The following is a 16,108-nucleotide window of genomic DNA, read 5'->3' as shown; positions in this document are numbered from 1 at the left end:
AAATAAGTATTGTGAGATGAATGGAAAGCAAGGAGTTCCCATAAAAGATTAAATTTGACGAGAAATGATGTTATAGCCATTGTAATTTGAATGATTGAATAAGAATCAGCCGGGTAAATGTTTTAATTATAAAAGGATAAGAAAAAGGCCGGTAAAGCAGAGTGAGATAGTCTCTGCCAGCCGGCCTCTTATATTTGATTTTAATTTCTATTCATGTATTCTGACAGACAAGGATAAACCGTGATGGGCATACTTTGAAAAATCTTCTTCTTTACTCCCTACTGAAACACCAGCTGCTCCATCATCCGCGCAGCCCCGTCTTCTTTATGCGATAACGCATGATGCCGCGCCATTGCCAGCACTTCCTCCGTCGCGTTGGCGACAGCGACGCTGTGTCCGGCGACGTTCAACATCGGCAGGTCGTTGGCGTTATCACCAAATGCCGCCGTTTCCTCCGGCGTGCAGTTCAGTTGCCGCATGACCCATTTCAACGCTTCGCCTTTATTCGCCTGCGGATGCAGAATTTCCAGGTTTGACGGATGCGAAGATGTGAGTTCAATTCCCTCTTCATCTGATAACAGATTGATCAACGCCTGCTTCTTTTCCGGATAATCGCGGCTGGTAATAAAATGAATCTTCGCGATCTGCGCGTCTGGCAGGGCATCCAAGAAATCCTTCCCCGATTCCCAAATCCGGTTTTTCAAAATATTTTCCAAATAAGAACCGTCGATCTTCAACGCCTTCCGGTCGTCCAGAATCGCCAGATGACTGTGAAGCCGGCCTTCAATCAAACAACTCCAATGTGGATTCATCGGTTCCGCCTTTGTCAACAACGCTTTGGCTCTGGCCGCAGGCAGCGTATTGGAAACCAAGGTTTCTCCCGTATGATTATCCACGATCAAGCCTCCGTTGGCCGTGACGATCCAGCGGATTTTTTTCTGATCCCGCAGCCATTGCGGAATCTCCCCTAAGGGCCGGGAACTGCATGGCACAAATTCCACGCCGCTGTCCAAAATCCGGCTGAGAATTTCCTTTGTGGTTTCGGTTAAGACAAAATGTTCGTTCAGTAAGGTGAAATCCAGGTCGGTGGCGATCAGGCGAATTGAACTCATAAACAAAAATCCTCCTCTTTCAGAATATTTTCTAACTATGATACCAAAGCCGCCGAAGGAATACAAGCCTGAAAATACAAATGGGTGGCAAGCTTCGCAAAATTCAAATCAAGCTCAGTCAGAAAGCCGGAAATGTCTGGAATTTGCGGATTATGTAGAGAAATCCTTGCTTTTTACCACCAGGTATGGTTTACTATTCCTGGTCTTTTTATCAAGAATGAGGGAGAGAGTCAGCTCGACGAACTCATACCAACCTGCTTGAAAGCAAGGTGGTAATGCTGGCAACGATAAGAAAGCAGGACGATGAATCATGAAGCCTTCTTTCTGAAGGCTTTTCTTATGCGTCATATCTGCCTTGATAAAAAAGACAAGGAGGATAATCTATGAAAAAATTTTTTACCAGCGAATCCGTCACCAGCGGACACCCGGACAAAATCTGCGACGCCATTTCCGACGCGATTCTGGACGAAGCACTTCGTCAGGATCCTGCCAGCAAGATGGCGGTGGAAACGACGATCAAAGACAATCTGATTTTTATCTATGGCGAAGCGAACACCAGCGCCGATCTGCCGTTTGAGAAAATTGCGAAGGACAAAATCCGCGAAATCGGCTACACAGAAGAATTTGAAGTCTTGACCAAGGTGTCGAAGCAGTCGGCGGAAATCTATGAAGCGGTCATGCATGATGAAGCTGATATGGGCGCGGGCGATCAGGGAATTATGTTCGGTTACGCCTGCAACGAAACAGAAAACTATATGCCGATGCCGATTGCGCTGGCTCACCGGCTGGCGGAACGGCTGGAACAAGTCCGCAAGCAGGAAGCCCACTCCATCCTGAAACCCGATGGCAAAACTCAGGTCACCGTGGAATATGATGATAACAAACCAGTCCGGCTTGACACCATCGTCGTTTCCACGCAGCATATCGCTGAAGCGACCCAGGAAGAAATCCGGGCCAAGATCATCAATGAGGTCATCAAGCCGGTGATCGACGCCAACCTGATCGACAAGGACACGAAGATCCTCGTAAATCCAAGCGGATCCTTCGTCGTCGGCGGACCATTCGGCGACAGCGGCACAACCGGCCGTAAGATCGTCGTCGATACCTATGGCGGCATGGGACGGATCGGCGGCGGCTGCTTCAGCTCCAAGGACCCGAGCAAGGTTGACCGCAGCGCGGCCTATTACAGCCGTTTCGTCGCCAAGAACCTGGTGGCGGCCGGTCTGGCGGATCGGTTGGAAATTGAAGTCTCTTACGCTATCGGTAAGAGCGAACCGATTTCGATCTATGTCGAAACCTTTGGTACCGGCAAGGTCAGCGACGAGGAAATTCTGGAAATTATCCATAAGAATTTCGATTTCCGCGTCTCCAGCATCCTTCGCCAGTTAGATCTGAAAAAGCCGATTTACAGCCGCTATTCCGCTTACGGTCACTTTGGCCGCAGCGACTGCGCCTGGGAAAAGTTAATTGAGTTAAAGCGCTGATCGGCGCTTTTTCTTCGTCTCCGAGGAAGACAAAACGACAAAATTCAAGTACAATTAAAATGAACAAGTCGTTTGAAAGAAATTCAAATGGAGTTCAGACTGGACTGTGAGGCGGCAAAGCAACGCGGAACAACCCGCCAAGGAGGAAGACAATGACTGATTTTTTACCTGTAACCCGTGAAGAAATGGAACAACGCGGCTGGACCCAGCCCGATTTCATCTATGTCAGCGGTGACGCCTATGTTGATCATCCGTCCTTCGGCCCGGCGATCATCACGCGCATGCTGGAAGCCTACGGCTATAAGGTCTGCATGATCCCGCAGCCCGACTGGACGCATGACAAACCCTTTATGGAATTCGGCGAGCCGCGGCTGGGCTTTCTGGTGTCCTCCGGCAACATCGACTCGATGGTCAATCATTATTCGGTTTCCAAACGCCGCCGTGATAAAGATAATTACACGGATAACGGCGAGATGGGCAAACGCCCGGACCGCGCGACGATCGTGTATTCCCAGAAAATCAAACAACTCTATCCCAAGACGCCGGTGATTCTGGGCGGGATTGAGGCATCGCTGCGGCGGTTAGCCCATTATGACTATTGGGATGATCAAGTCCGGCGGTCGATCCTTTTAGATTCCGGCGCCGATCTCGTATTGTACGGCATGGGCGAGAATTCGATCATCGAGCTGGCGGAAGCACTGGACGGCGGCCTGCCAATTCAGGACATCATCTGGATTAAAGGCTCCGTCTACAAATGCAAGACGATCGATCATCTGTTTGAGCATAAGCTGCTGCCTTCCTTTGAAGAAGTGTCGCAGGATAAGCGCAAATATGCCGAGAGCTTCCGTATCCAGCATCTCAACATCGACGCCCTCAATGCCACGGTGCTGGTCGAGCCGTATCAAGGCTGGTATGTCGTCGCCAATACCCCGGCGCTGCCTCTGACGCAGCAGCAGATGGATTTTACCTATTCACTCCCCTATAAGCGAACCTTTCATCCGATGTATCATCACATCCCGGCGATTGATGAAGTCCGCTTTTCGATCATCGCCAACCGCGGCTGTTTCGGCAGCTGCGCTTTCTGCGCGCTGACCAATCATCAAGGCCGGGTGATTTCTTCACGAAGCAAGCAGTCGATTCTGGAGGAAGCGAAAAAGATAATCCAGGATCCGGATTTCAAAGGTTACATCCATGACGTCGGCGGCCCGACCGCTAATTTCTACCATCCTTCCTGTCAGGATCAACTGAAGCGCGGAACCTGTCCGGGCAAGGAATGCCTGCATCCCAAGCCATGCAAAAATCTTGAGGTTTCTCATCGCGATTATCTCAGCATCCTGCGCGATCTGCGGGTATTGCCGGGCGTGAAAAAGGTGTTTGTGCGCTCGGGCGTGCGATACGATTATCTGATGTACGATCAAGACGATACCTTTTTCCGCGAGCTGGTGCAGTATCACATCTCCGGTCAGCTGAAGGTAGCGCCTGAACATGTCAGCGATAAGGTGCTGGATACGATGGGCAAATGCAACCACGCCCTGTATGAAAAATTCAGAGAGAAGTATCTGGCGCTGAACAAGGAATATGGAATGAATCAATTCCTCGTTCCTTACCTGATGAGCTCGCATCCCGGCTGTGATCTGAACGACGCGATCGAGCTGGCCTGTTATCTCAAGTCGATCAATCACATTCCGCAGCAGGTGCAGGATTTCTATCCGACGCCGGCGACGATCTCCACGACGATGTATTGGACAGGGCTGGATCCGATGACGATGAAACCGGTCTATGTCGCCCGGGATCCGCATGAGAAGCAGCTGCAGCGGGCATTAATACAATTCAACGCCCCGCGGAATTATAAGCTTGTGCATGAAGCGCTGACCCGCGCCGGCCGGACCGATCTGATCGGTTATGGCCGCGACTGTTTGATTCCGCCTGTTCCCTGGGGAAAACAGGAGGCAGGCAGTCGGCAGAAAACGGGACGGGGCGCAAAGGAAGAAAGCAAGCGGTCGGGAAGAAACAGTGGGAACTCCAGGTCTGGAAGCCGCTCGCAAAAGCCGGCAAAGGGGCGTGAGAAAGCCGCTGCTGATGGAAAAAAGCAGGCCGCCTCAGACAAGCGTTTTGATCAGCGTGGGAAAACGTCCAAAAGCTCGATTTCATCTCAAGGCAAACGCCGGGGATAATCCATATCCAGACAAACAGAAATTAAATAAAGCAAGTAAAAACGCCGCAATCACCCCGCGGCGTTTTCTTGAGGCTTGCCTTCGGGTCTTCTCAGAAACAGCTGCCGTCGATTTTTTGTTTATCCACTGCATCGCAAGATCGTGGTTGAAACGATTCATCCAATCGCATGCCGGACATTCAGACTGCCGCAGATCCCTCCTGTACTCTGAGCTGCAAATCAAAAACTGAATTTGAAAAGCGGGAATTCAGCGGCGACTCATCCGCGATTTGCCGCCTGTTTCCCGGTATTTTTCCTGGCAAAACAAAACCGCTTTCATTGCTGAAATTATTATCACAAATTATTGATTGATCAATGAATAAAAAAGCCATTTTTACAGTGTGCTATTGTTGAATTCAATTTTCAAAGGGGATATAATAAGAACATCAAGGGAGGACTAAAAGATGATTATTCAAAGTAAGCAGGTTTGGGTTTCCAGTACGTTCATTGAAGCGCAGCTGGAGATCATAGACGCGAAGATCACAGGAATTTACCCGTATGGAACCAAGCCGGTCGATAAGGATTACGGCGAGGATCGGATCCTGCCGGGCATGATTGATATTCATTGCCACGGAGGTCTGGGTTTTGATACGAATGACGCTAATCATGAAGGTCTGCGGACCTGGGCTGCCGGACTGCCGAAGGAAGGCATCACCGGTTTTTTGCCGACCACAGTCACGCAGAGTGAAGAGGTGCTGACCAAAGCGCTGATCAACGTCACAGAAGTCGTTGACGAAGGCTACGAAGGTGCGGAAATCCTCGGCATTCATTTCGAAGGCCCATACCTCAACGCGAAAAACAAAGGCGCGCAGCCGGAACAGTTTATCGTTACGCCGGATGTTGAGCAGTTCAAGAAGTATCAGGAAGCCGCCAAGGGCATGATCAAGGTTATCACACTGGCAACGGAAAAGGATCCGGACTGGGCTTTAACACGCTACGCCTCCAGCCATGGCGTCTGCGTATCCATCGGTCACTCCGGCGCAACCTATGAAGACGCGCTGATGGGCATTGCCAACGGCGCAAATTCCATGACGCATGTCTTTAACGGGATGAATGGTCTGCATCACCGCACACCGAATCTGGTCGGCGCCGCGATGCGCTGCCGCGACACCTATGGCGAAATCATCTGCGACGGCAACCATGTCAACTGGGCGGCGGTCAATGCTTACGTTACCGCAAAGGGCCGCGACTATGCCGTCATGATCGACGACGCGCTGTGCGCAAAAGGCTGCGAACCAGGCTACTATGAACTGGGCGGCAATCAGATTGATATCCGTGAAAACGGCTCCGCTTATCTGCATGGCACCGACACGCTGGCCGGCGGCACTTTGAAGTTTAACCGCGGTCTGCAGAACCTGGTTGAAAAGGCGCTGCTGCCGTTTGACTGGGCCGTCAACATGGTTTCCCTCAACCCGGCCCGTCTGTTGAAAATGGACGACCGCAAGGGTAAAATCATGGCGGGCTACGACGCCGATCTGGTTGTTCTCAACCGCGATTACGACGTGGTTCAGACATACTGCCTCGGAAAAGAAATGCTGTAAAAACCTGAACCTTTCAGGTTTTTCTTTGTAGTTGGACTTTGCCGGAGCAGAAAAACGGGACAGATTGCAGCGAATGCTGCCGGGGATTTCTGTTTTTCCCCCGCTTTCAGATTCCTTCCGCGCTCTGCGATGGCGAAGGTTTTTGTTCAAGCAGAAAAAACTGCTTCCATAACGTTCCGCATTGGAATAAGCGATTGATTTTAATTCCAAGATGCGTTTCCATTTTCACAAGTCTTAAACAAACAGCCTGTCCAGCTTCAATTTATCTCCATTATAAAAGCATATAAGAGTACAAAATAGAGACAAACTCCAAAGAAAAGAGGGAGCAAATATGAGAATTCAAAGTACGCGCGTCTGGCTGAACGAACAATTCGTTCCAGCTCAGCTTGTTTTTGACAACGGAAAGATCACGGCCATCGAATCCTATGATGCGCAGAAAGCCGACGTGGATTACGGCGATAAGCGGATCCTTCCGGGTCTGATCGACATTCACTGCCACGGTTACAACGGACTGGACTGCAACTATGCGACCCGCGAAGGTCTGCTGAACTGGATTGAATATCTGCCGCAGGACGGCGTCACCAGCTTTTTAGCGACGACCTCGACCGCTCCGGAAAGCAATCTGCTGGAATCCTTCGCGCTTATCAGCAAGATCATTGACGAAGATCACCGCGGGGCAAAAATTCAGGGCATCCACGTCGAAGGCCCGCAGATTTCCCATGAATTCAAGGGTGCGCATAATCCATACTTAATTCAGAAACCCAACATTGAACAATTTGACCGTTACCAGAAGGCGGCTGAAGGTAAGATCAAGATGATCTGCATCGCGCCGGAAAAAGATGACGATCACGCGTTGATCCGCTACTGTGTTTCCCAGGGCGTCAAAGTCGCGATGGGGCATACCGGAGCGAAATTTGATGAATGCGCCAAAGCGATCGAAGATGGCGCCGACAGCTTCACGCATACCTTCAACGGCATGCTCGGCCTGCATCACCGCGAACCGGGAACCGCCGGGGCCGCGCTGTTCTTTGAGGACATTTACGCCGAACTGATCGCCGACGGCGTGCATGTGCATCCGGCCGTCGCCAGTGTGCTGGGCCGCGTCAAGGGCAAGGATAAACTGATTCTGGTTACCGATTCCGTATCAATTAAGGGCCTGAAGCCGGGCTTCTATCACATGAAGGGCCGCGACGTGACGGTCGGCGAGGATGGCTGCGGACGGCTGCCTAACGGTAAGCTGGCAGGCAGCTCCAACCGCATGAACGTGCTGGTCGGCAACCTGATCGAAATGATGAAGCTGCCGCTGGCGACGGCGATCAACGCCGCGACAATCAATCCTGCCACGCGGATGGGCTTTGCCAACAAGGGCTTGATCGAAACCGGCTATGACGCCGATCTGTGCGTGCTCAATGACGATTACAGCGTAGCCCAAACCTGGGTGCTGGGCGAGGCCATGCTGCATGAGTAAAGCCCGCGCCGTCTTTTTCGACATCGATCACACGCTGTTCTCCCACACCCTTCACGATGTTCCCGCCTCGGCGTATACCGCGATTGAAAGGCTGAAGCAAAACGGCAGTCAGATCGCGCTGTGCACAAGCCGGGCGGTGGAGGAATTGGTCAATCTGCCGCCGAAGCTGACGGATCTGCTGGACGGGGTCGTCTGCGCTCAGGGTGGAATCATTATGGATCATGGGAAAATCATCGCTTCTAAAATCATTGATGAAGGCGATGCCGAACGGGTGATTGATTACTGCCGCCGCAACGATTTAGTCGTGCGTTACAGCGGCGTCCATGGTGAAAACAGCCACGATCTGCACTACACCCAGGAAATCAGCGATCTGTTCTATTTTCTGTATAAGATGCGTCCCGGCCAGACGCTGTGGAAGCACCAGCCGTTAGTCAATATCATCTTTTATACCCGGGAAGCCCAACATGTCGACGCGATCCGGCCGTTACTGCACAATTCCCATCTGATGGTCATGCATTTCGCCAACGAAGTCACCGCAGCGGATGCGAACAAGGCCAGCGGAATGCTGGAACTGGCGGCGCACTGGGGCTTTGATCAACCTCAAACAGTGGCGTTTGGCGACGGCTACAACGATGTGGAAATGATCCGCCGGGCCGGGCTGGGCATCGCAATGGGCAACGGCTGCGATGAAGCCAGGCAGGCGGCCGACTACATCGCTGACGACATTGATCGTGACGGCGTCTACAAAGCCTGTCTGCACTTTGGATTGATCGAGGAGGAAAATCATGCCGAGAATTGAAAATGAAGTCGCCGCGGTGGAAGTAAAAACGCTGGCGGCGGAAATCACCAGCTTTTATGACAAAGAAAAGAATATCGAACACATGTGGCAGGGCGACCCGCAGTTCTGGGCCGGGCGCAATCCGATCCTGTTCCCGATGGTCGGCAGCACCTGGACCAAGGACTATCAGATCGACGGAAAAACCTATAAGATGGGCAACCATGGGTTTGCCCGTCACAGCGAATTCACCGTCGAAAGCGTGAGCGAAGACACGATCGTTTTATCTTTAAGCGACAATGAGGAAACTCGCGCGCAGTATCCGTTTGAATTCAAACTGACGGTGACCTATCGGCTGTCCGGCCGGAAGCTGACGATCACCTACCGGATCGACAATCATTCGCCGCGGATGATGCCGTTCTCCTTCGGTCTGCATCCGGCGTTTAACTGCCCGATGGCGCCGGGGGAACGCTTTGAAGACTACAAGATCGTTTTTGCATGCCCGGAAACGCAGACAACCGCCAGCTCCAACGCGTCGCTGTGCTTAAAGGAAGAAAAGGAAATTGCGCTGGACTACGCGACCTTCAACAATATCCCGACGCTTCTGTTCGAGCATCTGCGCTCGCCTTACGTTACCCTGACCAACGGTAAAAACAGCGTTAAAGTCAGCGTCGCGGGCTATCGCTGGCTGGCTTTCTGGACCAAGCCGAACGCTCCGTATCTGTGCATCGAGCCATGGCATGGACACGGCGATTTTGCGGAAGTTCACGTTCCGTTTGAAGAACGCGAAGGCACGATTCAGCTGCGTGAAAACGCCAGCTTCACGACGTCCTACACGATCGAAATCGGCTGATTTTAATTTGGCAACAACAGCCCGAAGCGTTGAGTTTACACCGTTTTCGTGCTATTGTTATAGATGTAAAAGGGAGGAATTTCAAATGTTCAAAATTATTGTGACGGAAAACTATGACGAATTAAGCGAAAAAGCTTTTGAAGTCATGAAGGAAGTCATCACATCCAAGTCCAATCCGGTTCTGGGTCTGGCGACAGGCTCCAGCCCGATCGGTCTGTACCAGAATATGATCAAGGATCATAAGGAAAACGGGACATCCTATAAGAATGTCGTTACCTTCAATCTGGATGAATACATCGGCCTGAAGCGCGACCACAGCCAGACATACTGGACGTTCATGCATGAAAACCTGTTCAACGGCCTGGACATTCCGGAAGCCAATGTTCACGTTCCAGTCGGCGACAGTGACAACATCCAGGCGGAGTGTGAAAAGTACGAAGAAGCGATGAAAAACTTTGAAGTCGATATCCAGCTGTTAGGCATCGGCGCCAATGGTCACATCGGTTTCAACGAACCGGGGACCTCGTTTGATACGCTGACCCACACCGTCGTTCTGAAGGAAAAAACACGTCAGGACAACGCGCGTTTCTTTGATCCATTAGGGGAAGAAGTTCCGACCGAAGCGATCACCATGGGGATCGCGACGATCATGAAAGCCAAGAAAATCCTGCTGGTTGCCAATGGCAAGAACAAGGCAGACGCGATTTACGCCATGATCAAGGGCCCGGTTACGGAAGATTGCCCGGCCAGCATCCTGCAGAACCATCCGGATGTGACGGTCATCGTCGACCGCGGCGCCGCAAGCAAGCTGTAAGCCGTTCTGAGTTTACATCAATAACTTCAAAACAGCCTCCGGGCTGTTTTGTTTTGGCGCAAATGAAGTCGGCCGCAAGGAAATGCGGTCGATATCCGCTGTGAGCATTTCGGTATGCAAAGGAAAAAACTGTGATATACTTAGATTACTGAACAGGAGGATGAAGACAATGAAAATTGTAAATACGCAGGAATTTGATGAAATAACAGCGAAGGACGGGCTGGTACTCGTGGATTTTTTTGCCGATTGGTGCGGACCATGCAAGATGCTGGCGCCGGTGCTGGAGGAAGTCGCGGCGAAATATGAAGGCAAGCTGGAAATTGTTAAGGTGAACGTCGATCAGTCGCAGGATCTGGCGCAGCGTTACGGCGTCATGTCGATTCCGACGTTAATCGCGTTCAAAGGCGGAAAAGCCGTGAAGCAGAGCGTTGGTTTCCAGCCGAAAAACATGCTGGAAAACATGGTCGAAGGCTTGTTGTAAGCGGTCTGATTCAACAGATAAGGACTTTCGATTGTCATCACAATGCCGGGTACTCAGTGTATCCGGTTTTTTTGTGTTTGTCTGTTTGGACGCCCAAGCGGGATGAGACTGCTGGATCCGGGAAAACTGAGTACAGGCAAAAGGGGGAGACGAAGCAGGAAGCAGGCACACATAGGCCTTGAGTGCGGCCGGGGATCAAAAGGAGGGAGCGGCAGCGGGGCAGGAAGACATGAAAAGTGGAAATGTTCGCTCTGAGGGGAAACTGAATGGAAAGAGGCCATTTTGAAACCTTGAAATCGGAATGCGTTTCAGCACGCGTTCAAGGTTTCCTGCGCTTGGATTTTCTATCCCCCCCTGCCAGCGCGGCATGACAGCCGCGGTAGAATTCAGAAAAAAGTTTAACCGCAGTAATCTTTTTGTTTAAAACTATTGAATTTTACAGGCGCGTATGTATAATAATATCTGTGTTTATTAAATACTTCCGGGAAGTTTAGCAACACTAAACTTCAAGGCAGAAAAGGAGGGGTTGGATGGATATCGGATATCGGATTAAACAGCTGCGGACGAAAAACAACCTGACGCTGGAGGAACTGGCCAGCCGCTGCGAGTTAACCAAGGGTTTTCTGTCGCAGCTGGAACGGAATCTGACCTCGCCTTCGATCGCAACGCTGCAGGATATCGTTGAAGCGCTGGGCACGACGCTGGCGAAGTTTTTCCAGGAAGAAACAGAGGAAAAACTGGTGTTTACCGACGACGACTACTTCGTCGACGAGCGCGAAGACTGTACGATTCACTGGATTGTGCCCAATGCCCAGAAAAACGAAATGGAGCCGATTCTGCTGGAACTGCCGCCGCAGGGCCGGTCACACGAGGTCGCTGTTCACGAAGGGGAGGAATTCGGCTACGTGCTGTCCGGACGGATCAAGCTGGTCAATCTGGATACGGGGAAAGTCTATATCGTCAAAAAAGGGCAGACGTTTTACATCAAGGGTTCGTTCAGCCATTGTCTGAAAAACGATTCGGCGCAGCCGGCCCGCGTGCTGTGGATCTGCACGCCGCCGATCTTTTAAGCCATTAGAGAAAGGGGATTTACGGATGAAAAAACTAATTCAGTTTAAGAATATCGTGAAGGAATTCGACGGCCAGATTGTCTTGAAGGGCGTCAATCTGGATATTTATGAAAACGAGTTCGTCACGCTGCTAGGCCCATCGGGCTGCGGCAAGACGACGCTGCTCAGAATTCTGGGCGGCTTTCTGGAGCCGACAGAAGGAAAGATTATTTTCGACGGTCAGGATATCAGCCAGGTGCCGCCTTACAAACGGGAGATCAACACCGTGTTCCAGAAGTACGCGCTGTTTCCGCACATGAACGTGTATGAAAACATTGCCTTCGGCTTGAAAATCAAGAAGCAGTCCAAGGACGTCATCGAACAGAAGGTCATGCGGATGCTTTCCTTAGTCGGTCTGGAAGGCTTTGAAAAACGCAACGTCACCCTGCTTTCCGGCGGTCAGCAGCAGCGTGTCGCGATTGCCCGCGCATTGGTCAACGAGCCGGAGGTTCTGCTTTTGGACGAACCGTTAGGCGCGCTGGATCTCAAGCTGCGCAAGGAAATGCAGCACGAGCTGAAAAAAATTCAGAAGGAAGTCGGCATCACGTTTATCTTCGTTACCCACGATCAGGAAGAAGCCCTGACGATGTCTGATAAGATCGTCGTCATGAAGGATGGCGAAATCCAGCAGATCGGCACGCCGGAAGAAATCTACAACGAACCGGAAAACGAATACGTCGCCCGCTTTATCGGCGAATCGAATATCATCGACGGGGTCATGAAGGAAGACTACCGCGTCATGTTTGACGATAAGATCTATGAGTGCGTGGACTTCGGCTTTAAAAAGAATGAAAACGTCGATATTGTGATCCGCCCGGAAGACATCGACATCGTGCCGCGCGGTCAGGGGATCCTTACCGGCGAGGTCAAGTCGCTGTTGTTTAAGGGCGTCCATTACGAAATCATGGTCCAGACGGTATCCGGTACCGCGAAGACGGTCAAGATGCACGTTCTGGCCAACCATGATAAAGTGAATCCGGAAGCGCATGAAAAAATTTCTGCCAACGACTTCACGATGGACCTGGAGGACGTCGCGGAGATGACCGACGCCGACGTCATCGCCCGCGCCAACGCGCAGGCCTGGGATGAGGAAGATGAATTTATTTCTCTGTCCACCGTCGATTATGACATCAAGCCGCAGCCCGGCACCTATCCGGCAACCTTCGGCACCTCCAAGGGCACCTCGATCACGATTAAAATCAGCGTCGTCGAGCCGAAGTATGTCGAGGACAACAAGCATAACATCGGCATTACCGCCTTTGACTTCTATAAAACACCGGATGAAATCAAAGAGAGCGTCGCGCTGAACACCGATTTGAAAATGTGGGCCAGCGCCGAAGCCTGGGATCTGGAGGACGACAGTCCGATCGAGATCAGCGAAGTGAAATATGACTTCGATCCGGAAACGATCACGGAAGGCGACTTCGACATCACCTTTGCGACCAAAGGCCGTATCTTCAAGATCCACACCACGGATTTCCAGGAGGAAGGCAAGAAAGTCGATCTCAAATTCGCGCCGGAGGACATTCACGTCATGTCCAAGATGGGAGTGTAAGCCGCTATGAAATCGTTTGCGCGCATGCTGTATCCCTATCTGATCTGGATCGCAATCATGATTCTGGCGCCGATGCTTCTGATCGTGCTGTACGCGTTCACCAAGCAGGGCAACTCCGTACTGACGCTGCAGTTTACGCTCGATAACTTCGCCCGCTTTTTCTCCGACAGTATTTTTCCCAACGTGCTGTGGCGGTCGTTAAAGATCGCGCTGATCACGACGGTCATCTGCGTGCTGTTAGGCTATCCGGCGGCGTATTTCATCGCCAAGCTCGACGGCAACCGCAAAGCGATCATGGTTCTGCTGATCACGCTGCCGATGTGGATCAACATGCTTGTCAGAACCTACGCCTGGCGCGGCATCCTTCTGAACTTTCCGGTCAGCAGCGAATTCAAGGTGTTTGTCGGCATGGTTTATAACTTTATTCCCTTTATGATTTTACAGATCTATACGTCGCTGACTAAAATGGATCAAAGCCTGTTAACCGCGGCGGAGGATTTGGGCGCCAACAAGGTGCAGACCTTCCTGCGCGTCACGCTGCCGCTGTCAATGCCGGGCGTCATTTCCGGCATTACGCTCGTCTTTCTGCCGGCGGTATCGAGCTTCTTCATTCCGAAGCTTCTGGGCGGCGGTGATTACGTTTTGGTCGGCAACCTGATCGAAAATTACTTTATTTCCACCGGCGATTGGAACTTCGGCTCGGCGATTTCGCTGATCATGGCGGTGATCATCATGATCTCGATGTTTATCACCAAGAAGGTCGACTATGAGAATAAGGGGGAAACCCGCGCATGAAAAAACTGAAATCCTTGTTTTCCCGGTTTTATCTGTTACTGGTTCTCGCATTCTTCTATCTGCCGATTCTCTATGTCATCGTCTTCTCCTTCAACGACAGTAAGTCGTTAAGCAAATTCACCGGTTTCTCACTGCAGTGGTATGAAAAGATGTTCGCCAACCGCACGATTATGGAGTCGATCTATTACACTGTGGTCATCGCGGTCATCGCAACGGTGGTTTCCACGATCGTCGGCACGATCGCGGCGATCGGTCTGTCCAAATCCAGGCGGATCGTCAAGGAACTCACGCTGCAGATCAACAATCTGCCGATGATGAACCCGGAAATCGTCACGGCGATCGGCTTGATGCTTCTGTTTACTTCGTTAAATATTAAAACCGGCTTCATGACGCTGTTGTTGGCGCATATCGCATTCTGTATTCCCTACGTCATGCTCAGCATCATGCCCAAGCTCCGCCAGATGGATCCCAACCTGCCGGAAGCCGCGCTGGATCTGGGCGCGACCCCATGGCAGGCCCTGACGAAGGTCATCGTTCCGGAGATCATGCCTGGCATCGTTTCCGGTGCTTTGATCGCCTTCACGATGTCGTTTGACGACTTCGTCATCTCATTCTTTACAACCGGTCCGGGCATCAACAACATCTCGATTTACGTTTATTCGATGTACAAGCGGATCAATCCGAGCATCAACGCGCTGTCCACGATCATTGTGGTGATGATCACCGTCGTTCTGATTCTGGTCAACGTCGTTCCGCTGATGAAAGAAAGGAAATTGAAGAAAAATGAAAAACTGGGTTAAACTGGGTTTGTGCGGCCTGATGGTCGTTGCGCTTGGCGGCTGCGGGGGTGGCGGCAAGAGCGACATTGATCCGCAGGAGGTCTACGGCTGCAGCACGCTGAACGTCTACAACTGGGGCGAATATGTCGGGGAAAACGTCCTGTCCAACTTTGAAAGACAGTACAATGTTAAAATCAATTACTCCATGTTTGCCTCCAACGAGGAAATGTATACGAAGCTGCTGGGCGGCAGTCAGTATGACGTGCTGGTGCCTTCCGATTACATGATCGAGCGGATGATCGACGAAAATATGCTTCAGCCGCTGGATAAGTCGATGATTCCGAATCTGGCGAACCTGGCCGACGGCGTCAAGGGTTTGTCCTACGATCCGGATAACACCTATTCTGCGCCGTATTTCTGGGGCATGGTCGGCATTGTCTACAACAAGAACAACGTCGATCCGGCAGATGTGGAATCGCAGGGCTTCGACGTGCTGCGCAACGAGAAATACAAGGGACATGTGTTTGTCTACGACTCCGAGCGGGATTCGTTCATGATGGCGTTTAAGGCGCTGGGGTATTCGATGAACACGGAAAGTGAAGATGAGATTCAGGCGGCGTATGAATGGCTGCTGGACATGGATAAGAAGGTCGATCCTTCTTATGTGACGGACGAAGTTATCGACGGCATGGTCACCGGCGAGAAGGATATCGCCGTCGTTTACAGCGGCGACGCGGCTTATATTCTGTCTGAAAATGAGGACATGGCTTACTGGCTGCCGGAGGAAGGCACGAACCTGTGGAGCGACGCAATGGTCATCCCGGCGAATGCGAAATGTCCGAAGCTGGCCAATGAATTCATCAATTACATTTTGTCTGACGATGCTTCCTATGACAACTCCAGCACGGTCGGCTATGCTTCCAGCAACAAGAATGTGCTGGAAGAAATGAGCGCCGCGGGTGGAGAATATGATGGGAATCCGGCGTATCTGCCGCGCGTTGGTTATCCGAAGGATGAAGTATTCAAGCACAATGAGGTTTTAAAAAAGAAACTGGCAGATCTGTGGATCAAAGTTAAAAACAGTTAAAAAGCTGAGTCTTTGTGGACTGAGCGTATGAAAAAAGGCGTCG

The 16,108-nt window shown here is 51.3% G+C and carries 14 protein-coding genes and 1 riboswitch; of the genes, 13 read left to right on the top strand and 1 reads right to left on the bottom strand.

The genetic code is table 11. The features are described from left to right. Positions 1-278: 278 nt before the first annotated feature. On the bottom strand, positions 279-1,112 hold the full coding sequence (locus I2D94_RS05015) for a Cof-type HAD-IIB family hydrolase (RefSeq protein ID WP_195395827.1): 834 nt from the start codon (positions 1,110-1,112) through the stop codon (positions 279-281). A gap of 205 nt (positions 1,113-1,317) precedes the next feature. Next, a riboswitch (SAM riboswitch) is annotated at positions 1,318-1,406 on the top strand. Positions 1,407-1,495: 89 nt separating this feature from the next. On the opposite strand from I2D94_RS05015, the gene metK reads away from it, so the two are divergent. The 13 genes from metK (at position 1,496) to I2D94_RS04950 (ending at position 16,065) form a co-directional block, all read left to right on the top strand. Further along, the gene (metK, locus tag I2D94_RS05010; RefSeq protein ID WP_195395826.1) at positions 1,496-2,596 is read left to right on the top strand and encodes a methionine adenosyltransferase; all 1,101 of its coding nucleotides are present in this window, start codon (positions 1,496-1,498) and stop codon (positions 2,594-2,596) included. 152 nt (positions 2,597-2,748) lie between these two features. Beyond that, entirely contained in the window at positions 2,749-4,770 is a 2,022-nt protein-coding gene (locus I2D94_RS05005; protein WP_195395825.1) for a YgiQ family radical SAM protein, read from the top strand. Positions 4,771-5,212: 442 nt separating this feature from the next. After that, on the top strand, positions 5,213-6,349 hold the full coding sequence (gene nagA / locus I2D94_RS05000; RefSeq protein WP_072684880.1) for an N-acetylglucosamine-6-phosphate deacetylase: 1,137 nt from the start codon (positions 5,213-5,215) through the stop codon (positions 6,347-6,349). A gap of 331 nt (positions 6,350-6,680) precedes the next feature. After that, positions 6,681-7,817 (top strand): N-acetylglucosamine-6-phosphate deacetylase, encoded by a 1,137-nt coding sequence (gene nagA / locus I2D94_RS04995; protein ID WP_195395824.1) that lies wholly within the window; start codon positions 6,681-6,683, stop codon positions 7,815-7,817. Further along, positions 7,810-8,616: a Cof-type HAD-IIB family hydrolase gene (locus I2D94_RS04990; RefSeq protein ID WP_195395823.1), complete on the top strand. Its 807-nt coding sequence runs from the start codon at positions 7,810-7,812 to the stop codon at positions 8,614-8,616. The genes nagA (I2D94_RS04995) and I2D94_RS04990 overlap by 8 nt, the downstream gene beginning before the upstream one ends. Further along, on the top strand, positions 8,603-9,445 hold the full coding sequence (locus I2D94_RS04985) for an aldose 1-epimerase family protein (RefSeq protein WP_072684883.1): 843 nt from the start codon (positions 8,603-8,605) through the stop codon (positions 9,443-9,445). The genes I2D94_RS04990 and I2D94_RS04985 overlap by 14 nt, the downstream gene beginning before the upstream one ends. A gap of 85 nt (positions 9,446-9,530) precedes the next feature. Next, positions 9,531-10,259 carry a glucosamine-6-phosphate deaminase gene (gene nagB, locus I2D94_RS04980; protein WP_195395822.1) on the top strand — a complete coding sequence of 243 codons (729 nt, stop codon included), beginning with the start codon at positions 9,531-9,533 and terminating at the stop codon, positions 10,257-10,259. A 160-nt stretch (positions 10,260-10,419) separates the two neighbouring features. Next, entirely contained in the window at positions 10,420-10,740 is a 321-nt protein-coding gene (trxA, locus tag I2D94_RS04975; RefSeq protein ID WP_195395821.1) for a thioredoxin, read from the top strand. A 530-nt stretch (positions 10,741-11,270) separates the two neighbouring features. After that, positions 11,271-11,810, top strand: a complete 540-nt coding sequence (locus I2D94_RS04970; protein ID WP_195395820.1) for a helix-turn-helix domain-containing protein — start codon at positions 11,271-11,273, stop codon at positions 11,808-11,810. 25 nt (positions 11,811-11,835) lie between these two features. After that, positions 11,836-13,404 (top strand): spermidine/putrescine ABC transporter ATP-binding protein, encoded by a 1,569-nt coding sequence (gene potA / locus I2D94_RS04965; protein WP_072684887.1) that lies wholly within the window; start codon positions 11,836-11,838, stop codon positions 13,402-13,404. 6 nt (positions 13,405-13,410) lie between these two features. Then, positions 13,411-14,199, top strand: a complete 789-nt coding sequence (locus tag I2D94_RS04960; RefSeq protein ID WP_072684888.1) for an ABC transporter permease — start codon at positions 13,411-13,413, stop codon at positions 14,197-14,199. Beyond that, positions 14,196-14,999: an ABC transporter permease gene (locus I2D94_RS04955; protein ID WP_072684889.1), complete on the top strand. Its 804-nt coding sequence runs from the start codon at positions 14,196-14,198 to the stop codon at positions 14,997-14,999. The genes I2D94_RS04960 and I2D94_RS04955 overlap by 4 nt, the downstream gene beginning before the upstream one ends. Further along, a complete protein-coding gene (locus I2D94_RS04950) occupies positions 14,983-16,065 on the top strand; it encodes an ABC transporter substrate-binding protein (protein ID WP_195395819.1) in 1,083 nt (360 codons plus the stop codon). The genes I2D94_RS04955 and I2D94_RS04950 overlap by 17 nt, the downstream gene beginning before the upstream one ends. Positions 16,066-16,108 lie beyond the last annotated feature (43 nt).

It is taken from the genome of Holdemania sp. 1001302B_160321_E10 (assembly GCF_015552275.1).
GTDB lineage: Bacteria > Bacillota_I > Bacilli_A > Erysipelotrichales > Erysipelotrichaceae > Holdemania.
Note: the sequence above shows the minus strand (reverse complement) of the source record. Positions and strands in the feature narration are given on the sequence as shown.